At 63.9% G+C, this 18808-nt stretch carries 19 protein-coding genes; 10 read left to right on the top strand and 9 right to left on the bottom strand.

Annotated elements, in window-relative coordinates; genetic code table 11:
• The first annotated feature begins 72 nt into the window (after positions 1–72).
• The 5 genes from guaB (at position 73) to C8C93_RS04380 (ending at position 4996) form a co-directional block, all read left to right on the top strand.
• On the top strand, positions 73–1548 hold the full coding sequence (gene guaB / locus C8C93_RS04360; RefSeq protein WP_121506032.1) for an IMP dehydrogenase: 1476 nt from the start codon (positions 73–75) through the stop codon (positions 1546–1548).
• Between the two features lie 93 nt (positions 1549–1641).
• Positions 1642–1899 carry a type II toxin-antitoxin system Phd/YefM family antitoxin gene (locus tag C8C93_RS04365; protein WP_055398150.1) on the top strand — a complete coding sequence of 86 codons (258 nt, stop codon included), beginning with the start codon at positions 1642–1644 and terminating at the stop codon, positions 1897–1899.
• Positions 1896–2330, top strand: a complete 435-nt coding sequence (locus tag C8C93_RS04370) for a type II toxin-antitoxin system VapC family toxin (RefSeq protein ID WP_055398149.1) — start codon at positions 1896–1898, stop codon at positions 2328–2330. Before C8C93_RS04365 ends, C8C93_RS04370 begins: the two co-directional genes overlap by 4 nt.
• 12 nt (positions 2331–2342) lie before the next feature.
• A complete protein-coding gene (gene guaA / locus C8C93_RS04375) occupies positions 2343–3962 on the top strand; it encodes a glutamine-hydrolyzing GMP synthase (RefSeq protein ID WP_121506033.1) in 1620 nt (539 codons plus the stop codon).
• 32 nt (positions 3963–3994) lie between these two features.
• Positions 3995–4996, top strand: coding sequence for an acyltransferase (locus C8C93_RS04380; RefSeq protein ID WP_121506034.1), 1002 nt, complete (start codon positions 3995–3997; stop codon positions 4994–4996).
• A 65-nt stretch (positions 4997–5061) separates the two neighbouring features.
• Here the strand turns inward: C8C93_RS04380 and C8C93_RS04385 are convergent, their stop codons facing one another.
• Entirely contained in the window at positions 5062–5964 is a 903-nt protein-coding gene (locus C8C93_RS04385) for a hypothetical protein (RefSeq protein WP_121506035.1), read from the bottom strand.
• A gap of 400 nt (positions 5965–6364) precedes the next feature.
• Here C8C93_RS04385 and C8C93_RS04390 point away from each other — a divergent pair, with 400 nt between their 5' ends.
• On the top strand, positions 6365–7435 hold the full coding sequence (locus C8C93_RS04390) for a DUF6352 family protein (RefSeq protein WP_121506036.1): 1071 nt from the start codon (positions 6365–6367) through the stop codon (positions 7433–7435).
• A gap of 100 nt (positions 7436–7535) precedes the next feature.
• On the opposite strand, the gene putA is transcribed toward C8C93_RS04390, so the two are convergent.
• On the bottom strand, positions 7536–11282 hold the full coding sequence (gene putA, locus C8C93_RS04395; protein ID WP_121506037.1) for a trifunctional transcriptional regulator/proline dehydrogenase/L-glutamate gamma-semialdehyde dehydrogenase: 3747 nt from the start codon (positions 11280–11282) through the stop codon (positions 7536–7538).
• A 138-nt stretch (positions 11283–11420) separates the two neighbouring features.
• Between putA and C8C93_RS04400 the strand changes: the two genes are divergently transcribed.
• From C8C93_RS04400 to rlmD, 3 genes are all read left to right on the top strand, one after another.
• A complete protein-coding gene (locus C8C93_RS04400) occupies positions 11421–11894 on the top strand; it encodes an Lrp/AsnC ligand binding domain-containing protein (protein ID WP_121506038.1) in 474 nt (157 codons plus the stop codon).
• Positions 11895–12003: 109 nt separating this feature from the next.
• A complete protein-coding gene (locus C8C93_RS04405) occupies positions 12004–12315 on the top strand; it encodes a hypothetical protein (protein WP_055398142.1) in 312 nt (103 codons plus the stop codon).
• A gap of 55 nt (positions 12316–12370) precedes the next feature.
• Positions 12371–13834 (top strand): 23S rRNA (uracil(1939)-C(5))-methyltransferase RlmD, encoded by a 1464-nt coding sequence (gene rlmD, locus C8C93_RS04410; RefSeq protein WP_121506039.1) that lies wholly within the window; start codon positions 12371–12373, stop codon positions 13832–13834.
• Between the two features lie 61 nt (positions 13835–13895).
• Here rlmD and C8C93_RS04415 read toward each other — a convergent pair whose 3' ends face one another.
• Both C8C93_RS04415 and C8C93_RS04420 read right to left on the bottom strand, forming a co-directional pair.
• Entirely contained in the window at positions 13896–14270 is a 375-nt protein-coding gene (locus C8C93_RS04415) for a hypothetical protein (protein WP_055398140.1), read from the bottom strand.
• 117 nt (positions 14271–14387) lie between these two features.
• Positions 14388–15083: a Bax inhibitor-1/YccA family protein gene (locus tag C8C93_RS04420; protein ID WP_055398139.1), complete on the bottom strand. Its 696-nt coding sequence runs from the start codon at positions 15081–15083 to the stop codon at positions 14388–14390.
• 250 nt (positions 15084–15333) lie between these two features.
• Between C8C93_RS04420 and C8C93_RS04425 the strand changes: the two genes are divergently transcribed.
• Positions 15334–15741, top strand: a complete 408-nt coding sequence (locus C8C93_RS04425) for a heme-binding protein (RefSeq protein ID WP_121420472.1) — start codon at positions 15334–15336, stop codon at positions 15739–15741.
• Between the two features lie 290 nt (positions 15742–16031).
• Here the strand turns inward: C8C93_RS04425 and hemP are convergent, their stop codons facing one another.
• From hemP to C8C93_RS04450, 5 genes are all read right to left on the bottom strand, one after another.
• Positions 16032–16253, bottom strand: coding sequence for a hemin uptake protein HemP (gene hemP / locus C8C93_RS04430; RefSeq protein ID WP_055398137.1), 222 nt, complete (start codon positions 16251–16253; stop codon positions 16032–16034).
• 269 nt (positions 16254–16522) lie between these two features.
• A complete protein-coding gene (locus C8C93_RS04435; protein ID WP_055398136.1) occupies positions 16523–16933 on the bottom strand; it encodes a biopolymer transporter ExbD in 411 nt (136 codons plus the stop codon).
• A 3-nt stretch (positions 16934–16936) separates the two neighbouring features.
• On the bottom strand, positions 16937–17656 hold the full coding sequence (locus C8C93_RS04440) for a MotA/TolQ/ExbB proton channel family protein (protein WP_055398135.1): 720 nt from the start codon (positions 17654–17656) through the stop codon (positions 16937–16939).
• 39 nt (positions 17657–17695) lie between these two features.
• Positions 17696–18385 carry an energy transducer TonB gene (locus tag C8C93_RS04445; RefSeq protein ID WP_121420470.1) on the bottom strand — a complete coding sequence of 230 codons (690 nt, stop codon included), beginning with the start codon at positions 18383–18385 and terminating at the stop codon, positions 17696–17698.
• 98 nt (positions 18386–18483) lie between these two features.
• Positions 18484–18756, bottom strand: coding sequence for a bacterioferritin-associated ferredoxin (locus tag C8C93_RS04450; RefSeq protein ID WP_055402706.1), 273 nt, complete (start codon positions 18754–18756; stop codon positions 18484–18486).
• Positions 18757–18808: the final 52 nt, after the last annotated feature.

Here is an 18808-nt window from a genome sequence, read left to right on the forward strand (position 1 = left end):
GTGCGTTGAAGACGGGCGGGCGCGTTTTCACCACACGCGGCGCGGGTACAATCCGTCTTTTGGAGCTTTCTCATGCGCCTTCTTGGAAAAGCGCTCACCTTCGACGATGTGTTGCTGGTGCCAGCGTACTCCCAGGTCCTGCCCAAGGACACGTCCCTCGCGACGAAACTCTCCCGCAATATCCAGCTGAACCTGCCGCTCGTGTCCGCCGCCATGGACACCGTGACCGAGGCGCGTCTGGCCATTGCCATTGCCCAGGAGGGCGGCATCGGCATCGTGCACAAGAACCTCACGCCGCAGGAGCAGGCTGCTCATGTGGCCAAGGTTAAGCGCTACGAGTCTGGCGTGTTGCGTGATCCCGTGGTCATCACGCCCGAGCACACGGTGCTGCAGGTGCTGCAGTTGTCCGAACAGCTCGGCATTTCGGGCTTTCCCGTGTGCGACGGCGGCAAGGTGGTGGGTATCGTCACCGGCCGCGACCTGCGCTTCGAGACCCGTTACGACGTCAAGGTCCACCAGATCATGACCCCGCGCGAGAAGCTCATCACGGTCAATGAAAAAGAGGGCACCACGCCGGCCGAAGCCAAGGCGCTGCTCAACAAGCACAAGCTCGAACGCATCCTGGTCGTGAACGACGCCTTTGAGCTCAAGGGCCTGATCACGGTGAAGGACATCACCAAGCAGACCAGCTTCCCCAATGCGGCCCGCGATGCCGCTGGCCGTCTGCGCGTAGGTGCAGCGGTGGGTGTGGGCGAGGGCACCGAAGAACGCGTCGAAGCCCTGGTCAAGGCCGGTGTGGACGCCATCGTGGTGGACACGGCCCACGGCCACAGCAAGGGCGTGATCGACCGCGTGCGCTGGGTCAAGCAGAACTACCCGCAGATCGACGTGATCGGCGGCAACATCGCCACCGGCGCGGCGGCCCTGGCGCTGGCCGAGGCGGGCGCGGATGCCGTCAAGGTCGGTATCGGCCCTGGCTCCATCTGCACCACCCGCATCGTGGCCGGTGTGGGCGTGCCCCAGATCATGGCCATCGACAACGTGGCCACCGCGCTCAAGGGCACGGGCGTGCCGCTGATTGCCGACGGCGGTATCCGCTACAGCGGCGACATCGCCAAGGCCCTGGCCGCTGGCGCTGGCACGGTGATGATGGGCGGCATGTTTGCAGGCACCGAAGAAGCGCCCGGAGAAGTCATCCTGTTCCAGGGCCGTAGCTACAAGAGCTACCGTGGCATGGGCAGCATTGGCGCCATGCAGCAGGGCAGTGCCGACCGCTACTTCCAGGAGTCGAGCACCGGCAACCCCAACGCCGACAAGCTCGTGCCCGAAGGCATCGAAGGCCGCGTGCCCTACAAGGGCTCCATGGTCAGCATCGTCTACCAGATGGCTGGCGGCGTGCGTGCCTCCATGGGCTACTGCGGTTGCGCCACGATCGAAGAGATGAACAACAAAGCGGAGTTCGTCGAGATCACCACGGCTGGTATCCGCGAAAGCCATGTGCACGATGTGCAGATCACCAAGGAAGCGCCGAACTACCGCGCTGACTGATCGTTGCAAGCCGATCTGGCCTGATTGAAAAAATCTGGTCAGACTGATATAGTCTGGTCTGAATTCACCATTCAGGCCAGACTTTTTTACTTTATGCAGTCCGTTGGCATCTACGAAGCGAAAAGCAGGTTCTCTGCCTTGATCGAACTGGTCGAGCAGGGCGAGGAAGTGCGCATTACGCGCCATGGCAAAGAGGTGGTGCGCATGCTTCCCGTGCGTCGGCGCCCAGTGATTTCTGACGAGCAGATTGCGCGCGAGCTGGGCCAGATGGATGCGCTTCATGCCAGCATTCAACCCGCAGGTTCATCGACGGTGGATTGCCTGCGTCGCACAGGTCGGAGTAACGCATGACCGCCTTCGTGCTGGATGCCTCGGTCACCGCCGCCTGGCTGCTGCCTGACAGTGCTAGCGAACATACCCGCCGTCTTTACACCCTGATCCGCCGCGATGAGGTGGAGCCCCAGGCGCCCAACCTCTGGCACTGGGAGTGCCACAACATCCTGGCCAGTGGCGTGAACAGCGGGCGCATCCCCGCCACATCCGTCGAAGGCCTATGGGGTGTACTCGAAGCCATCCGTCACCGGGTAGAGCTCCATGAATTGGCCCCTGCCCAGCACAAGGCCGTGCTCGACGTGGCACTGGAGACCGGCCTGCCCACCTTTGATGCGGCCTATCTGTGGCTCGCCCGCTCGCTGCGCTTGCCCCTGGCCACCTTTGATCCCCAACAGGCCGCTGCCGCACGGCGCAGCGGTGTCCCACTTCTCGACCTCTCCCGCCTCTGACGGACCACCACCATGCAACACCAGAAAATCCTCATCCTCGATTTCGGCTCGCAAGTCACCCAGCTCATCGCCCGCCGCGTGCGCGAGGCCAATGTGTACTGCGAAGTGCACCCTTGCGACGTGACTGACGAATGGGTGCGCGACTATGCCAAGGACGGTTCGCTCAAGGGCATCATCCTGTCGGGCAGCCACGCCAGCGTGACCGAAGACACCACCGACCGCGCGCCGCAAGCGGTGTTCGATCTGGGTTTGCCCGTCTTGGGCATCTGCTACGGCATGCAGACCATGGCGCAGCAGCTGGGTGGCAAGGTCGAAATGGGCCACAAGCGCGAGTTCGGCTTTGCTGCCGTGCGCGCGCGCGGCCACACCGCACTGCTCAAGGACATCGCCGACTTCACCACGCCTGAAGGCCACGGCATGCTCAACGTGTGGATGAGCCACGGCGACAAGGTCACCGAGCTGCCCCCGGGCTTCAAGCTCATGGCCAGCACCGACAGCTGCCCCATCGCCGGCATGGCCGATGAAAGCCGTCGCTTCTACGCCGTGCAGTTCCACCCCGAAGTCACGCACACCGTGCAGGGCAGGGCGTTGCTGGACCGTTTCGTGCTCGGCATTTGCGGCACCCGTCGCGACTGGGTGATGCGTGACCACATCGCCGAAGCTGTGGAGCAGATCCGCCAGCAGGTGGGTGATGAAGAAGTGATCCTGGGTCTCTCGGGCGGTGTGGATTCGTCCGTGGCCGCCGCGCTCATCCACCGCGCCATTGGCGACCAGCTGACCTGCGTCTTCGTCGATCACGGCCTGCTGCGCCTGAACGAAGGCGACATGGTCATGGACATGTTCGTCGGCAAGCTGCACGCCAAAGTGATCCGCGTGGATGCGAGCGACCTGTTCCTGGGCAAGCTGGCGGGCGTGAGCGACCCCGAAGCCAAGCGCAAGATCATCGGCGGCCTGTTCGTGGACGTGTTCAAGGCGGAAGCCGCGAAACTGAAGGCGGGCGACGGGGGCCACAAGGGTGCCACCTTCCTGGCGCAGGGCACGATTTACCCCGACGTGATCGAGAGCGGCGGGGCCAAGAGCAAGAAGGCCGTCACCATCAAGAGCCACCACAACGTGGGCGGTCTGCCCGAGCAACTGGGCCTCAAGCTGCTGGAGCCCCTGCGCGATTTGTTCAAGGACGAAGTGCGCGAACTCGGCGTTGCCCTGGGCCTGCCGCCCGAAATGGTCTACCGACACCCCTTCCCTGGCCCCGGCCTGGGCGTGCGCATTCTGGGCGAGGTGAAGAAGGAATACGCCGACCTGCTGCGCCGTGCCGACGCGATCTTTATCGAAGAGCTGCGCAACTTCCGTGACGAATCCAGTGGCAAGACCTGGTACGACCTCACCAGCCAGGCCTTCACCGTCTTCCTGCCCGTCAAGAGCGTGGGCGTGATGGGCGATGGCCGCACCTACGATTACGTGGTGGCCCTGCGCGCCGTGCAGACCAGCGACTTCATGACCGCCGACTGGGCTGAACTGCCCTATGCGCTGCTCAAGAAGGTGTCAGGCCGCATCATTAACGAAGTCCGCGGCATCAACCGCGTAACGTACGACGTGAGCAGCAAGCCGCCAGCGACGATCGAGTGGGAATAAACAAGCACTGTCACGCCAAAGACCTAGAAACAATGATCTGGCTTGATGCAGCGAGGGTCGTCTCCATCATGGCCGTGGTGGTCCTGCACGTGGTCGGCAGCGTGGTCACCGTGGCGGCGCTGGGTTCCCCTGGTTGGTGGTACGGCAATCTGTACGACGCCCTCGTGCGCTGGTGTGTGCCGGTGTTCGTGATGGTGAGCGGCGCGTTGTTGCTCGACCCGCGCAAGACCGAGGGCGTGGCCGAGTTCTACCGCAAGCGGGCGGCACGGGTCCTGCTGCCAATTGCCTTCTGGAGTGCTGTCTACATTCTTTGGAACCACCGGGGTGCCCTGGCCGAGCTGCGCGCGATGGATGTCTTGCACAGCGTTGCCAGAGGGTGGCCTCACTACCACCTGTGGTTCCTGTACATGATCCTGTGCCTGTACCTGTTCGTTCCCTTCCTGAGGACGCTGGTGCGCAACACAAGCCAGCGCGATCTGTGGTGGCTTGTGGCCTTGATGTTTGTGCTGTCTGGCGTGAACGAGTTTTCCCGCGTCTTTTCTGGCGATGGGGCGGGCCTTTTCATCAACTGGTTTCTGCCGTACCTGCCGTATTTCCTCTGCGGCTACCTGATCCAGACCAGAGACAGGAAAATCCCCCTGGCTGTGTTGATGGCGGTCTTTGGGTTGGCTGTGGCGGTCACCGCCGTGGGCTGCTACTGGCTGGGCCGCGCGCAGGGGCTGGACAGGGGACTGTATTTCTATGGCTACCTGAGCTTTTCCGTCATCCCCATGTCGATCAGCTTGATGCTGATGCTCAAACAATGCACGTTGGCGGGGGGATGGGCGCAGTGCGTTCAGAGGGTTGCTCCGTTAACGCTGGGCGTCTATCTGGTGCACCCGATTTTGCTGGAATCGTTCAGGGAATACGGTTTCAAGCCTGAGGACCACGCGCCGCTGCTCACGGTGCCGCTTGTGGCCGCTGTGGTGTTTGGTGGCGCGCTGGTGGTGGCGCTGGTGTTCCACCGTACCCCCTGGTTGAAACGGCTCATTTAGGAAGATCATGGTGGACCACGTCTTCCCCGCCCTGGGAAGACGGCAAACCCCAGGCCAGGCTGCGGTCAGGCCCTGGCTTCACCGGTGACAGGGTCGTAGGCGGTTCCGTCGAAGTTGATGATGCTGTTTGTGGCCGAGTCGTAAGTGGTCAGCCGGTAGGTGTCGGCACCTTTGCCGTCCAGACCGATGTAGGGCGCTTGGGCCAGAACCAAGCGGTTGTCTTGGGGGACTACCCCATCAGCCGTCCATTTATTGCTCATCAGCCATTCAGAGGGATTCACGCCCTCAGGCGTTGCGACGGTCCCGTCCGTGCGCATCTTGGCGAGTGTCGGGTCCATGTTGAAGCCTTCGGCCGCCAGCAGCATGTCGGGGTTCTTCTTGTAGAACGAGGCGGTCTCCGACGGCATTGCGGTCAGGTCGCTTTTGACGAGCGTCGAGCCATCCGTTGGGAACTGCGACAGTTTGCCGCTGCGAATGGCTTCGTAGTCCGCCGCAAACTCGGGGTGGTTCTTGAAGAACATGTAGCGGCCAACCACCTCCTGGTCGCCTCCGCTCAAAGACATCGCTGTCATCCGCACATAGTCCGGCACTTCGTAGTCTTCGGCAAACGTATCGCCCAGGCCACGCTCCCAGGCGCGGAATTCTTCCAGGTTGCTGAAGGGCGCCTTGACTGCGGCCTCGGTGGTCCCGGTGTCCACCGCATCTTTGGTGCTGTAGAGGGCGGCGGTGGATTGGTAGGGTTTGGTTTGTGCGTCCACCGTGGTGGCCCCTGCGGTGCTGGTGCCAGTCGCTTTTCCCTGTGCAGCCTCGGCAGACAGTTGTTCCAGCGTGGTCTGCAATTCTTTGAGAAAGGTGACAGGGTCCGCGCCCGCGTGGTTCTGGGCCGTGCGCTCTGCCGCCTTGGCCGCCATGGAACTGGAGACGCCCAGGGACGTCAGCATGTTGGTGGCTTGTGAAATATCGAGCATGTTGCGACTCCTCGGGTGATCTGGCAGTCCATGGTGTGGCATCGGGTGGATCACCGGGCCGATGGGGGTTCTGTGGACGTTGCCTTGATAGTCCCTGAATTCGATCAGGCCAATCCCGGGGTAAGCAGCGGAAAAACGGTGCTTTTCGAGAGGAGGGGGTCCCTTTGCGTCCATGGGGCGGTATCGGTAGCGAGAGGCGTTCGCACACAGCGTAAGGCGTGAGGAGTGCGACAACTACACTCACGGACTGTGTCAACGCCGCGTCGCACCTTCCCGTGAAGCCACTTGTTGCCCACCCACATTCACCCCAGCATTCACCTCCCGTCTTCCATGGTCCGACCCTTGACGCTTCCCACCGCGCCGCCACAACGTTCTTCTTCCTGGGGCAGAGGTCCTTCACATGACGCCAGCTGCTGATTTCTGGCCCGGATGTGGCTTTCAGGCGCTGGCCCGGGATGCGCGCGGCTGGCTGGTGCCTTCCGATGAATACCTGCAGTGGCTGCTTGCCCGGCCTGAACTGGCGCTGGTGCCAGAGTCCTGCGCGGCCGAGATCGCCCTGCACGAATCTCTGGCCTTATCGCCTGCACGGGTGGTTTTGTCGGCCGAACTGGCAGCGGTGCAGGACGACGACGCCCGCGAAAACTACACCGTGTTCCTGCGTTTTCGCGATGGCCTGCTGGCCGCCGGCACGCTGGAGGCGTACTACTTGCAGCTCATGCGCAGTGGGGTGGTGAACGTGCCCGCCGTGTTCATCGACGCCGTGGTGCAGGCCCTGCTGCGCAACCTGCTGGACAACTGCAACGACGCCTTCGAAGCACGCGCTGCCGAAATGCTGTTTCGGTCGCAGCGCATTACCTTGCAAGATGGGCAAATGCTGGCAGGCGACCGGGCGACGCTCGACATGCTCAACGAGACCGCGGGCCTGGGCGAGGTGGGCCGCTTGCTGCTGCAAAGCGGTGCACTGCAGCCCACGGCGCAGGTCAAGGTGCTGTCGGCCGACAATGCGGCGCAATATTGGCAGGAGAGCGACCGCCACCACTTTCTGCTCGACCTGACCCATGAGCTGACGCAGGACCTGAGCCATGGCCTGACCTTCAAGATGACCCGCGCCCGTTCTGGCCTGAAGGCGCTGGCGCGGGTGCTGGAGCGCTGGGTCGGCCACTTGCTGGGCGTGCAAGTGCAGATCGAGCCTGTGCACCAGGTCACCGACAGCGCGTGGCGCTGGCATGTGGGGCTGGATGTGGAGTCCACCGCCATCCTTAACGACCTATACCAGGATCGGCCGGTGGATGGCGAGCGCATGGCGCGGCTGGTGAGCCTGTTCACGCTGACCTTTGCCAACCCGGCCGAGATGCGTGCCGATGTGGCGGGCAAGCCGGTGTACCTGGGGCTGGCGACCAACGCCGAGGGCGTGGTGCGCATCAAGCCGCAGAACCTGTTGCTCAATCTGCCGCTGGCATCGGTATCTTGAGTGCTATTAAATTAATAGCTACTGGCGCTTGATGAATAAGCGCTAGCAGCCAATTTTATTCAAATTTCTCCAGGTTGGATGATGGCCCGATGCTGGTCCCTCATCCAATTGTCATCAGGCTCGCGTTGCCGCCCGCTGCGGCTGTGTTCACGCTCAACGCGCGCTCGATCAGCAGGCGCTCCAGCGGGATGTCCGTGGTACCGGGCTGCAGTGCCGTCACGCCCACGATAGGCCCCGCGCGGCGGGCGAGGGCGATGCACACGGCCTGCAGCGAGGGGGCGTCGCCGTGGTGCAGCACAGCATCCAGCTCCAGCGTGCCGTCGTTCAGCGTGTTGTCCTGCAACTGGATCTGCGCCTGCACCAGCGTGGGCAATGGCGTGCGCAGGTGGGCCTGGGCGTTGGGCCACAGGGCGGTGCCACCGGTGGCGAGCACGGCGGCCGTCTGCACCAGCAGGTCGTTAACACTTTGCGCCAGGCACAGCACGCGGCCACGGGGGGCCAGGGTGTAGACATTGCGCTCTCCGGTGGGGCCGGGCAGGGTGCGGGCGGTGCCGCTTTGGGTTTGCTGGGCAAACTGTTGGCAAGTGTTGGCCAGTGCTGCATTGCCCTGGATCTGCGCCCATTGCTGCAAGGTGGCCAGGGGCGCCAGCAGGCGCTCGCGCACTGCCTCTTCGGGCGGGGTAGCGCGGTCGGCGTCGGCAAAGGTGCGCGCCAGCACATCGGCCGGGCGCTGCGACAGCAGGCGCAGCAGGTACAGCGGCCCACCTGCCTTGGGCCCCGTGCCCGACAGGCCTTCGCCGCCAAAGGGCTGCACGCCCACCACGGCGCCCACCATGTTGCGGTTGACGTACACGTTGCCAGCATGGGCCCGGTTCACCACACGGGCAATGGTTTCGTCGATGCGGGTGTGCACGCCTTGCGTCAGGCCGTAGCCGGTGGCGTTGATCTGGTCGAGCAACTGGTCCAGGTCGTTGCGGGCGTAGCGCACCAGGTGCAACACAGGGCCGAAGACTTCGCGTTGCAGCTCGCCGATGTGATTCAGCTCGATCAGCGTGGGGGGCACAAAAGTGCCTTGGCTGGTCGCGGTCGCAAGGTGCTGCGGGTGCTGGAACACCCGATGGCCTTGGGCCTTGAAGTTCTCGATGTGTTGGGTGATGCCCGCTTGTGCTTCGGCGTCGATCACCGGGCCCACGTCCACGCGCAGCTCGCCAGGGTTGCCCACGCGAAGTTCACCCATGGCACCTTGCAGCATCTCCACCACGCGGTCGGCGGCGTCTTCCTGCACACACAACACGCGCAGGGCGGAGCAGCGCTGGCCTGCGCTGTCAAAGGCGGACGACACGGCATCGCCCACCACCTGTTCCACCAGCGCGGACGAGTCCACGATCATCGCGTTCTGCCCGCCCGTCTCGGCAATCAACGGGATGGGGCGGCCTGCGGCATCGAGTCGGCCCGCCACGGTGCGCTGCAGTATGCGCGCCACTTCGGTGGAGCCAGTGAACATAACGCCCATCACGCGGGCGTCACCGATCAGGCGCGCGCCCACGGTCTCACCCTGGCCGGGCAGCAGTTGCACCGCCGCACGGGGCACACCGGCTTGCCACAGCAGGCGCACGGCCTCGGCGGCGATCAGCGGGGTTTGCTCTGCCGGCTTGGCCAGCACGGGGTTGCCACCGGCCAGCGCGGCCGCCACCTGGCCCATGAAGATGGCGAGCGGGAAGTTCCAGGGGCTGATGCAGGCCACTGGGCCCAGCGGGATGTGGGTGGCGTTGTCGAAGGTGCTTTGCACCTGGGCTGCGGAGTAGCGCAGGAAGTCCACGGCTTCGCGCACTTCGGCGATGGCGTTGCTGGCGCTCTTGCCTGCTTCGCGCATCAGCAGGCCCATGAGGGGCTGGATGCGCTCCTCCAGCAAGTCGGCCGTGCGCAGCAGCGCGGCAGCACGCTCGGCGGGCGGTGTGGCCGCCCAGGGGGCTGCGGCGGCCTCGGCATGGGCCAGGGCCTGGTCCACGTCGGCAGTGGTGGCCTCTTGAACTTTGCCCACCACGTCGCTGTGGTCGGCAGGGTTGCGCACGGGCTGGTTGGGGCCTGCAGGGGCATCTGTGCCCAGCAAGGGAGTCGCCTTCCAGGCATGGGCCGCCGTGGCTTGCAGGGCGGCGGTCAGTTCGGTCAGCGTGTTCTCGTTCGACAGGTCGAGCCCGCGCGAGTTGGCGCGGTGCGCGCCGTACAGGCCCTGGGGCGTTGCAATGCGGGGGTGGGGCAGGCCAGCGGTGCCTTCTGCCGCAGCTTGCTGGTCCACCACTAGCACGGGGCTCTTCACCAGCTCGTCCAGCGCAATCGTTTCGTCGGCAATGCGGTTCACGAACGAGGTGTTGGCGCCGTTTTCCAGCAGACGGCGTACCAGGTAGGCCAGCAGGGTTTCGTGCGTGCCCACGGGGGCGTAGATGCGGCATGGGCGTCCCAATTTACCGGCGGTGATGGCCCCCACCACCTGCTCATACAGCGGCTCGCCCATGCCGTGCAGGCACTGGAACTCGTACTGCCCAGCGTAGTAGTTGCTGCCCGCCAGTTGGTAGATGGTGGCCACCGTCTCGGCGTTGTGGGTGGCGAACTGGGGGTACACGGCTTCGGGCGCGGCCAGCAGCTTGCGTGCGCAGGCGATGTAAGAAATGTCGGTGTGCACCTTGCGGGTGTAGACGGGGTAGTCCTCCAGCCCATCAACCTGGGCGCGCTTGATTTCGCTGTCCCAGTACGCGCCCTTGACCAGGCGCACCATCAGCCGGCGCTGGGTGCGGCGGGCCAAGTCCACCACGTAGTCGATGACGAAGGGGCAGCGCTTTTGGTAGGCCTGGATGACGAAGCCAATGCCGTTCCAGCCCGCCAGGGTGGGCTCGTGGCACAGGCGCTCCAGCAGGTCCAGCGATAGCTCCAGGCGGTCGGTTTCTTCGGCGTCGATGTTCAGGCCAATGTCGTACTGTTTGGCCAGCGCGGTCAGGCGCAACACCAGCGGGTACAGCTCATCCATCACACGGCCAAACTGTGCGCGGCTGTAGCGCGGGTGCAGGGCCGAGAGCTTGATGGAAATGCCAGGCCCTTCGTAAATGCCGCGCCCGGCAGAGGCCTTGCCAATGGCATGGATGGCTTGCTCGTACGAGGCGTAGTAGCGCTGGGCGTCTTCGCTGGTCAGCGCGGCCTCACCCAACATGTCGTACGAATAGCGAAAGCCCTCGGCTTCCATCGCGCGGGCGTTGCGCAGCGCTTCGTCGATGGTCTCGCCAGTCACAAACTGCTCGCCCATCATGCGCATGGCCATGTCCACGCCCTTGCGGATCAGCGGCTCGCCGCCCTTGCCGATCAGGCGGCTGAGCGAGTTGCCCAAGCTACCTTCGCTGTGCGTGGCCACCAGCTTGCCGGTGATGAGCAGGCCCCAGGTGGCAGCGTTGACGAACAGCGAGGGGCTTTTGCCCAGGTGGGCATCCCACTGGCCGTGGCTGATCTTGTCGCGGATCAGCGCGTCGCGTGTGGCCTTGTCGGGGATGCGCAGCAGGGCCTCGGCCAGGCACATCAGCGCCACGCCTTCTTGCGACGACAGCGAAAACTCCTGCAGCAGCCCCTGCACGATGCCCGCGCGCCCGGCGCTGGCCTTGCGTTCGCGCAGTGCCTTGGCAATGCGCAGGGCCAGTTGCTGGGCCGACGCTGCTTGATCAGCAGGCAGGCGGGCCTGGGCCAGGAGTGGGGCCAGTGCTTCGGGCTCGGGGCGGCGGGTAGCGGCGGTGATGGCGGCGCGCAGCGGGTTGGAGAGCGGCGTGCGGGGCGCGAAGTCTGCAAACGGGGCGGAGGGCTGCGTCATGACGGAGTCTTTCAGGGGTTTGGCGGGGCCCAACACGGGGAAAGTGTTGGTGGGGCGCGTTATTGGCGATGATCCTTGGGTTGGTGGTGAATAAATGGTCGAAAATTGGCTTCTACGTCGAATTAATCGCTAATCAAGATGCAAGCAGAACCCGATCTCGACCGGATTGACCGCAAGATCCTGTCAATCCTGCAGGAAGACGGCCGCATTGCCAACCTCAAGCTGGCCGAGGCGGTGGCCTTGTCTCCCACGGCGGTACTGGCGCGCGTGCAGCGCTTGACCCGCGACGGCTTCATCCTGGGCTACGAGGCGCGCCTGAACCCCCTGAAGCTGGGCGCGGGCATGCTGGTGTTTGTGGAGGTGCTGCTGGACCGCACCACGCCCAATGTGTTCGACCAGTTCAAGGCGGCGGTGCAGGTCCACCCCGAAATCATGGAATGCCACATGGTGGCGGGCGGGTTCGACTACCTGCTCAAAACCCGCTCGGCCGACATGAACGCCTACCGCGTGTTCGCGGGCAATGTGCTGTGGCAGCTGCCCGGCGTGCGCGAGACCCGCACCTATGCGGTGATGGAAGAGGTCAAGCACACCAACCATCTTCATCTGCGGTGAAAGCCACGGGGTTCGTGATGCCGCGCCGCAGCCTCCAGCGGCCACATTGGCGTTGCCTGCCAAAGCCCGCATAATGCCCGGCAGACCTGTCAGATTGAGGAGAAGAACCATGATCCGCTTTCCATACGCTACTGCTGCCCTGCTGGCGGCGGCCTTTTTCAGCCAGTCGGCTGCAGCCTCGTGCTACGTGGTTTACGGCCCCGACCAGGACATCGTGTACCGCGCCCCCCAGCCACCGGTGGACCTGTCCTACCAGATCCACCAGACCCTGCCACAGGTTGCCCCGGGCTCCACGCTGGTGTTCTCGCCTGACAACCACAACTGCGACCTCCCCATCAACAAGCTTCCCCTGGCGTCTGCTCAAGGGGCTACGGGTTCCATGGGCATGGGCGGTCGTCCCGCCCGCGCAGACCGCAGCTGAGCGCCCGGTTCAGCGGCCCGTGCGGGGGCTGTCCCGGGCCTGAGACAATCGGGGGATGAGCGAACCGAAAGAACTATCCCCCTCGTTTGAACCCACCGCGCAGGATTCCCAGAGCGACTTGCCCGAAGGCTGGCTGCAAGTGCAGTCCATGGACCTGGATGCCCAGGGCGTTGCCCGCAAGCCCGACGGCAAGGTGATCTTCATCGACGGTGCCCTGCCGTTCGAGCTGGTCACAGCCAACACCCACCGCAAAAAGAACAACTGGGAGCAGGCCAGCCTGGTGGCGATTCACCGCGAATCGTCGCAGCGTGTGCGCCCCGGCTGCCAGCACTTTGGCCTGCACGCCGGTGCCTGCGGTGGCTGCAAGATGCAGCACCTGCACGTGGGCGCCCAGGTTGCCGTCAAGCAGCGCGTGCTCGAAGACAACCTCTGGCACCTGGGCAAGGTCAAAGCCCAGACCATGCTGCGGCCCATCGAAGGCCCGTCCTGGGGTTATCGCTACCGCGCCCGTTTGTCGGTGCGCCATGTGATCAAGAAGGGCCAGGTGCTGATCGGTTTCCATGAGCGCAAGAGCCGCTATGTGGCCGACATGCAGCAGTGCCCCGTGCTGCCCCCCCATGTGGACGCCATGCTGATGCCCTTGCGCGCGCTGATTGCCGGCATGGATGCGCGCGACACCTGCCCCCAGATCGAACTGGCCTGCGGCGACACCGTAACCGCGTTGGTGCTGCGGCACCTGGAGCCGCTGAGTGCGGATGACCTCGCCCGGTTGCGCGCCTTTGCGGCCGAACACCACGTGCAATGGTGGCTGCAGCCCAAGGGGCCCGACACGGTGAAGCTGCTGGACGAAGGGGGCGAGCTGCTGTCATATGCGCTGCCGGACTTTGGCATCACCATGCCGTTCAAGCCCACCGACTTCACCCAGGTGAACCCGCACATCAACCGCGTTCTGGTGTCGCGTGCGCTGCGCCTGCTGGATGTGCAGCCGCACGAACGCGTGATCGACTGGTTTTGCGGTTTGGGCAATTTCACGCTCCCACTGGCCACACAGGCGCGCGAGGTGCTGGGCATCGAAGGCAGCGAGGCCCTGGTGGCCCGTTCGCGCGAAAACTATGCATTGAATCAGGCCGTGGCGCCTGACCATAAAGCGCTAGCAGCTACTGATTTTGTAGCGCGCAACCTGTTCGAGATGACCCCGGAAATGCTGGTGGCCGACGGATCTGCCGACAAATGGCTGGTGGACCCACCCCGCGAAGGGGCGTTTGCCCTGGCCAAGGCCCTTGCCGACATCGAGCAGGCGCGCATCGGCGCCGAAGGCGCGGGCCCGCTGCCAAACGGGGCGGAGGGCTGGGCCCCGCCGAAGCGCATCGTCTACGTGAGCTGCAACCCCGCCACACTGGCGCGCGACGCCGGGCTGCTGGTGCACCTGGCGGGCTACCGGTGCACGGCGGCGGGCATGGTGAACATGTTCCCGCACACGGCACACGTTGAGAGCATGGCGGTGTTCGAGCGCGACTGAGCGAAGGGGGGAGGCCGATGACGGCGCTGCCTGCCTCCTCAGGTGTCGATTGACGGACGGGCTAGCTGCGATTGCGGCTGGCAGCCGGGTCGCGTGGCTCGGTTTCGATGTCGCTGGATCGTTCGGTGCGCTCGGGTTTCTCGACCTTGCCGAGCACTGACGGTGCGCCTTCGATCTTGTTTTCGCGCATGTAGGCGTCCATGTCCTTCCACCCGGCAAACACCGAGGCCTTGGGGGCCTTGGGGTTCAAGGTGTAGCAGTCTTCCAGGCCCCGCAGCGCGTGGCGGCAGGCGCCGCCGATGGCCTTGGCTTCTTCCTCACGCTGGGCGACGCGCGGATCCGGGCCCAGGCCGGGAATCTTGTCGCAGGCAGTCAGCAGCAGGATGCTGGAAAGAGCCAGCAGCCGTAGTGCGGTGGAGGAAGGTTTGCGATACATGTACTTGCATTATCGGCACGCCGTGCGCGCTATTGAGCCCCGGGCTGTGCAAAGCCGCAAGAAAAAAGGCTCCCGAAGGAGCCTTTGAGGGAAATCACCTGCTTGCAGGTGCGCGGGTTACTCGCGCTCCCCGCCCATGATGCCCAGCAGGGCCAGCAGGCTCTGGAACACGTTGAAGATGTCCAGATACAGCGCCAGCGTAGCGCTGATGTAGTTGGTTTCGCCGCCGTCCAGGATCTGCTTCAAGTCATACAGCATGTAGGCGCTGAAGATGCCGATGGCCGCCACCGAGATCGCCATCATGCCGACCGAGGAGCCCACGAACACGTTGATGACAGCGCCGACCATGAGCACCAGAGCGCCCACCATCAGCCACTTGCCCATGCCCGACAGATCGCGCTTGATCACGCTGGCCAGGCTGGCCATCACGAAGAACACGCCCGCCGTGCCGGCAAACGCCGTCATGATGAGGTCGGTACCGTTCTTGAAGCCCAGCACCATGCCGATCAGGCGCGAGAGCATGAGGCCCATGAAGAACGTGAAGGCGAGCAGCACAGGCACGCCAGCGGCCGAGCGCTTGGTCTTTTCGATCGCGAACATGAAAGCGAACGCGCCGCCCAGGAACACGATCAGGCCCACGCCGCCGCGCAGCGACTGGGTGATGCCTGTGGCAACGCCCACCCAGGCGCCGAGCACCGTGGGGATCATGCTCAGTGCGAGCAGCCAGTAAGTATTGCGAAGCACCTTGTGGCGCTCTTCCTGCGAGATGCCATAGCCCGCAGAGTGGCCCAGGGTGGTGACTTGGTCATTCATCTTGTGTCTCTCCTTGTTGGCCTGCACAACGCAGACATGACAAATTTTAGGTGGTGATGGTTTTTGGCCCTGCAATACCCGCATCCGGTCACCTACTTTTGGTAAGGGTTCTTTCACCCTGATTGGGGGTGAAGGGCGGTTGGGATGCCGCTATGCTTGCCGCTTCTTGTGCCGGGCTGGCCCGTTGGCAGCCGCACAGCCCCCATTTCATCTCTCTGTTTCTCTACTTTTCCATTTCTCGGATCGCACCATGAAAACCAAACACGAACTCGAACTGGCCGACGTCAAGGCCGTCGCCGCAGCGGCCGAAGCCGAAGCCCTCAAGAACAACTGGGCAGTGACCATCGCCATCGTCGATGACGGCGGCCACCTGCTGTGGCTGCAACGCCTAGATGGCGCCGCAGCGGTGTCGTCCCACATCGCCCCGTCCAAAGCGCGCACGGCCGCTTTGGGGCGCCGTGAGAGCAAGGTGTACGAGGACGTGATCAACGGTGGCCGCACATCCTTCCTGAGCGCCCCCACGATCGACGGCCTGCTCGAAGGCGGCGTGCCGATCCTCAAGGACGGCCAGTGCCTGGGCGCCGTGGGTGTGAGCGGTGTGAAATCCACGGAAGATGCGCAGATTGCCCGCGCCGGGATTGCAGCGCTGGGGCTTTGATACCCACGGGTTGCTGGAGATTGCTATAGACTTAATAGCTGCTGGCGCTTTTCCATCAAGCGCTAGCAGCCAAAAATGCTTTAAGCCTTCATGGCAAACCAGCATCTCCCATAAAAAAACCGGCCACTGGCCGGTTTTTTTATGGGGTTCGATGAATCCTGGGGCGAGGAGAGCTGGGGAGAAAAAAAGCCTGGCTACGCGGGCGAACCCGTTGGCTGGCAAAAACGACCCTTTCGAGCTTGTTGCAAGCCCGGGAGTCGCCCCACGATGAAACTTGGTTCCTGGTGCAATTACTTGGTGAGGATGAGCTTGCCCAGCTTGGTGGCCTGCAGGCGATATACCGAGCCGTTGTGGCTGATCGCTACCGCTTTCTGACCCTGAAGCAGGGCACTGCTGTCCACGGCGCCAGCCACTGCGTCGGCAGGGTGGGGCGTGTCCCGATCCGTGCGTGGCACGGGCAGGTCTGAAGGGGCAGTACGCAGGAGCGAGGCGGCGGTCAGTGTGGCTTGCATGAAGAGTATTCCTGTTGCGTTGCAGTGCGTTTTGTTAATGATAACGATTCGCAATTACGAGTCAAGCGGGTTTGGTGTTTCTTTTTGTTGTTTTTTTATGGCCTGTGCGACCCTGAAAAGACTTTGAACAGGTTCTGAGGGCCTTCAACGCCTGTGCCCGGGCAGCGTCGCTGCACCGGGCACAGGCGTAAAAGCGTTCTTGAAAGTGACCTGCAGGCGGTGTTGATTCGGGCGAAATGGATTCACTGCGCCTGAAAACCCCGACCCACTCAGGACTGGGGCTCGGTCACGAACCCAATCTTGCGCACGCCAGCGCGCTGCGCTGCGGCCATGGCCTGGGCCACGAACTCGTAGCGCACGTTCTTGTCGCCCCGGATGTGCAGGTCGGGCTGGGGTTCCTTGGCGGCCTCGGTCTGCAGGCGGGGGAAGAGTTCTTCCTCCGTGACCTCGAACTCGTTCCAGAAGTATTTGCCATCGGCCGACACCGACAGGCGCACGGTCTCGGGCTTGATGTTCTCGGGCTGGTTGGTGGCGCGGGGCAGGTCCACGTTCACCGAGTGTTTCATCACCGGCACGGTGATGATGAAGATGATGAGCAGCACCAGCATGACGTCCACGAGGGGCGTCATATTGATCTCGTTCATCACGTCATCGGCATCGTCTTGGGTTCCGAAGGCCATGGCTTAGCCACCTTTCTTCATGGGCAGGACCTTGCCTTGCTCGCCGGGCGCATTCACGCGGGCGCCGGTCACAAAGTAGGCATGCAGGTCGTGCGCAAAGCTGTTGAGGCCGCCCAGGATGGACTTGTTGCCACGCACCAGCGCGTTATAGCCCAGCACGGCAGGGATGGCCACGGCCAGGCCCAGGGCGGTCATGATCAGCGCCTCGCCGATGGGGCCGGCAACTTTGTCGATGGTGGACTGGCCCGAGGTGCCAATGGCCAGCAGTGCGTGGTAGATGCCCCAGACGGTGCCGAACAGGCCGATGAACGGGGCGGTGGAACCCACCGAGGCCAGGATGGCCAAGCCCGATTGCAGGCGTGCAGTGAACTCGTCAATGCAGTTGCGCAGGCAGCGGGTGACCCAGTCGCTCACGTCCAGGCTGTCGTGCAGGTGGGCCTTGGTGTTGCGGTGGTGGGCGGTGGCTTCGCGGCCTTCCAGCGCCAGGTGGCGGAAGGGGTTGGTGGGGTCGGCTCCCAGCTTGGTCAGGCCGGCGGCAAAGTCTTCGCTGTGCCAGAAATCCTGGGCGGCGCGGGCGTGTTTCTTGAACTTGATGATGTCCAGCGCCTTGATGAGGATGACGATCCACGATGCCAGCGACATGGCCAGCAGCAGGATGGCGACGGCGCGGGTGACAAAGTCACCCTGGATCCAGACGTTGGCGATGCCGAATTGCGATTCCATGAGAAAACTCCCTAAAGCGATGATTGGTGGTGAATGCGGTTATTCGAGAACGAAATTGACAGGGACCAGGTTCCACATGGTCTCGGGCACGCCGTTGCGTTTGCCGGGCACGAAGCGCCAGCGCATGACGGCCTCCTGGGCCTGCCGGTCCAGGCGGTCGAAGCCGCTGGACTTGTTGATTTCCACCTTCTGCGGGGTGCCGTCGATGCCGATCAGTACGCGCAGCACCACCTTGCCCTGTTCGCCCATGCGTTTGCTGATGGCGGGGTAGCTGGGCTTGGGGTTGTTCAGGTAAGCGGCGTCGCTCGACGGCAGTTCGATCTTGGGCGGTGCGGGCGGAGCCGGGGGGGCTGGCGCAGGCGCAGGCGGGGCGACGGGCGCCTCAATGGGCGGCGCAGGTGGCTGTGGTGTGGTGATGCCCGTGGGGGCGTTGGGCGCCGGGGTGGGGTCGGCAATGGCCACCGGCATGGGTGCGGGGCGCGGAGCCACCTTGGGGGCGGGCTTGGGCGGTGGGGGTGGCGCTGGCGGCGGGGGGGTGACCTTGGGCGGAGCGGGGGGCGCGATGAACTCGGTCAGCAGTTCTGCTGGCACGATGACTTCGGCGGCCTTGCGCAGCAGGCCCGATTGCAGGGCCCAGAGGCCCGCAACATGCAGTGCGACGACGGAGCCCACGATCACGGTATTGCGGCTGAGCCCCCCGGGGGTGGCAAATCGATCTGGGTGAGACATAAAAATGATAGCAGCTAGCGCTTGTAAATCAAGCGCTAGCGCCCTAAAAGACCTCGATTATTTGCGAAAGATCCACCAGGCCGAGCCTGCGACGAGGATCAGGCTGCCTGCGAGTGTAGAGAGGAGTTCCATGACTTGCTTTCCAGGATGGAGCTGGCAAGCTGGATCGTTTTCGGCGCTGCCTCATTGTGCAGGGCGGCCACCGGACTCGATGCACTGCACTGCGCCACCACATCCCGGGCGCAGCTTTCGCAGCACCCGCATTGGGTGGCCACGCCCAGCTCAAACTGGATTTCGTCAAAGCTCATGCCTGCACGTGCGTGGCGGGCAATCTCACGGTCGGAAATCCGGCGGCAAACACAGACGATCATGGCGGCAGGCAGTGTGGCTGGCTGTTGAAGGTGATCTTATTATAAATACGAA

Origin of the sequence: Acidovorax sp. 93, from assembly GCF_003633835.1 — a bacterium.
GTDB lineage: Bacteria > Pseudomonadota > Gammaproteobacteria > Burkholderiales > Burkholderiaceae_C > Acidovorax > Acidovorax facilis.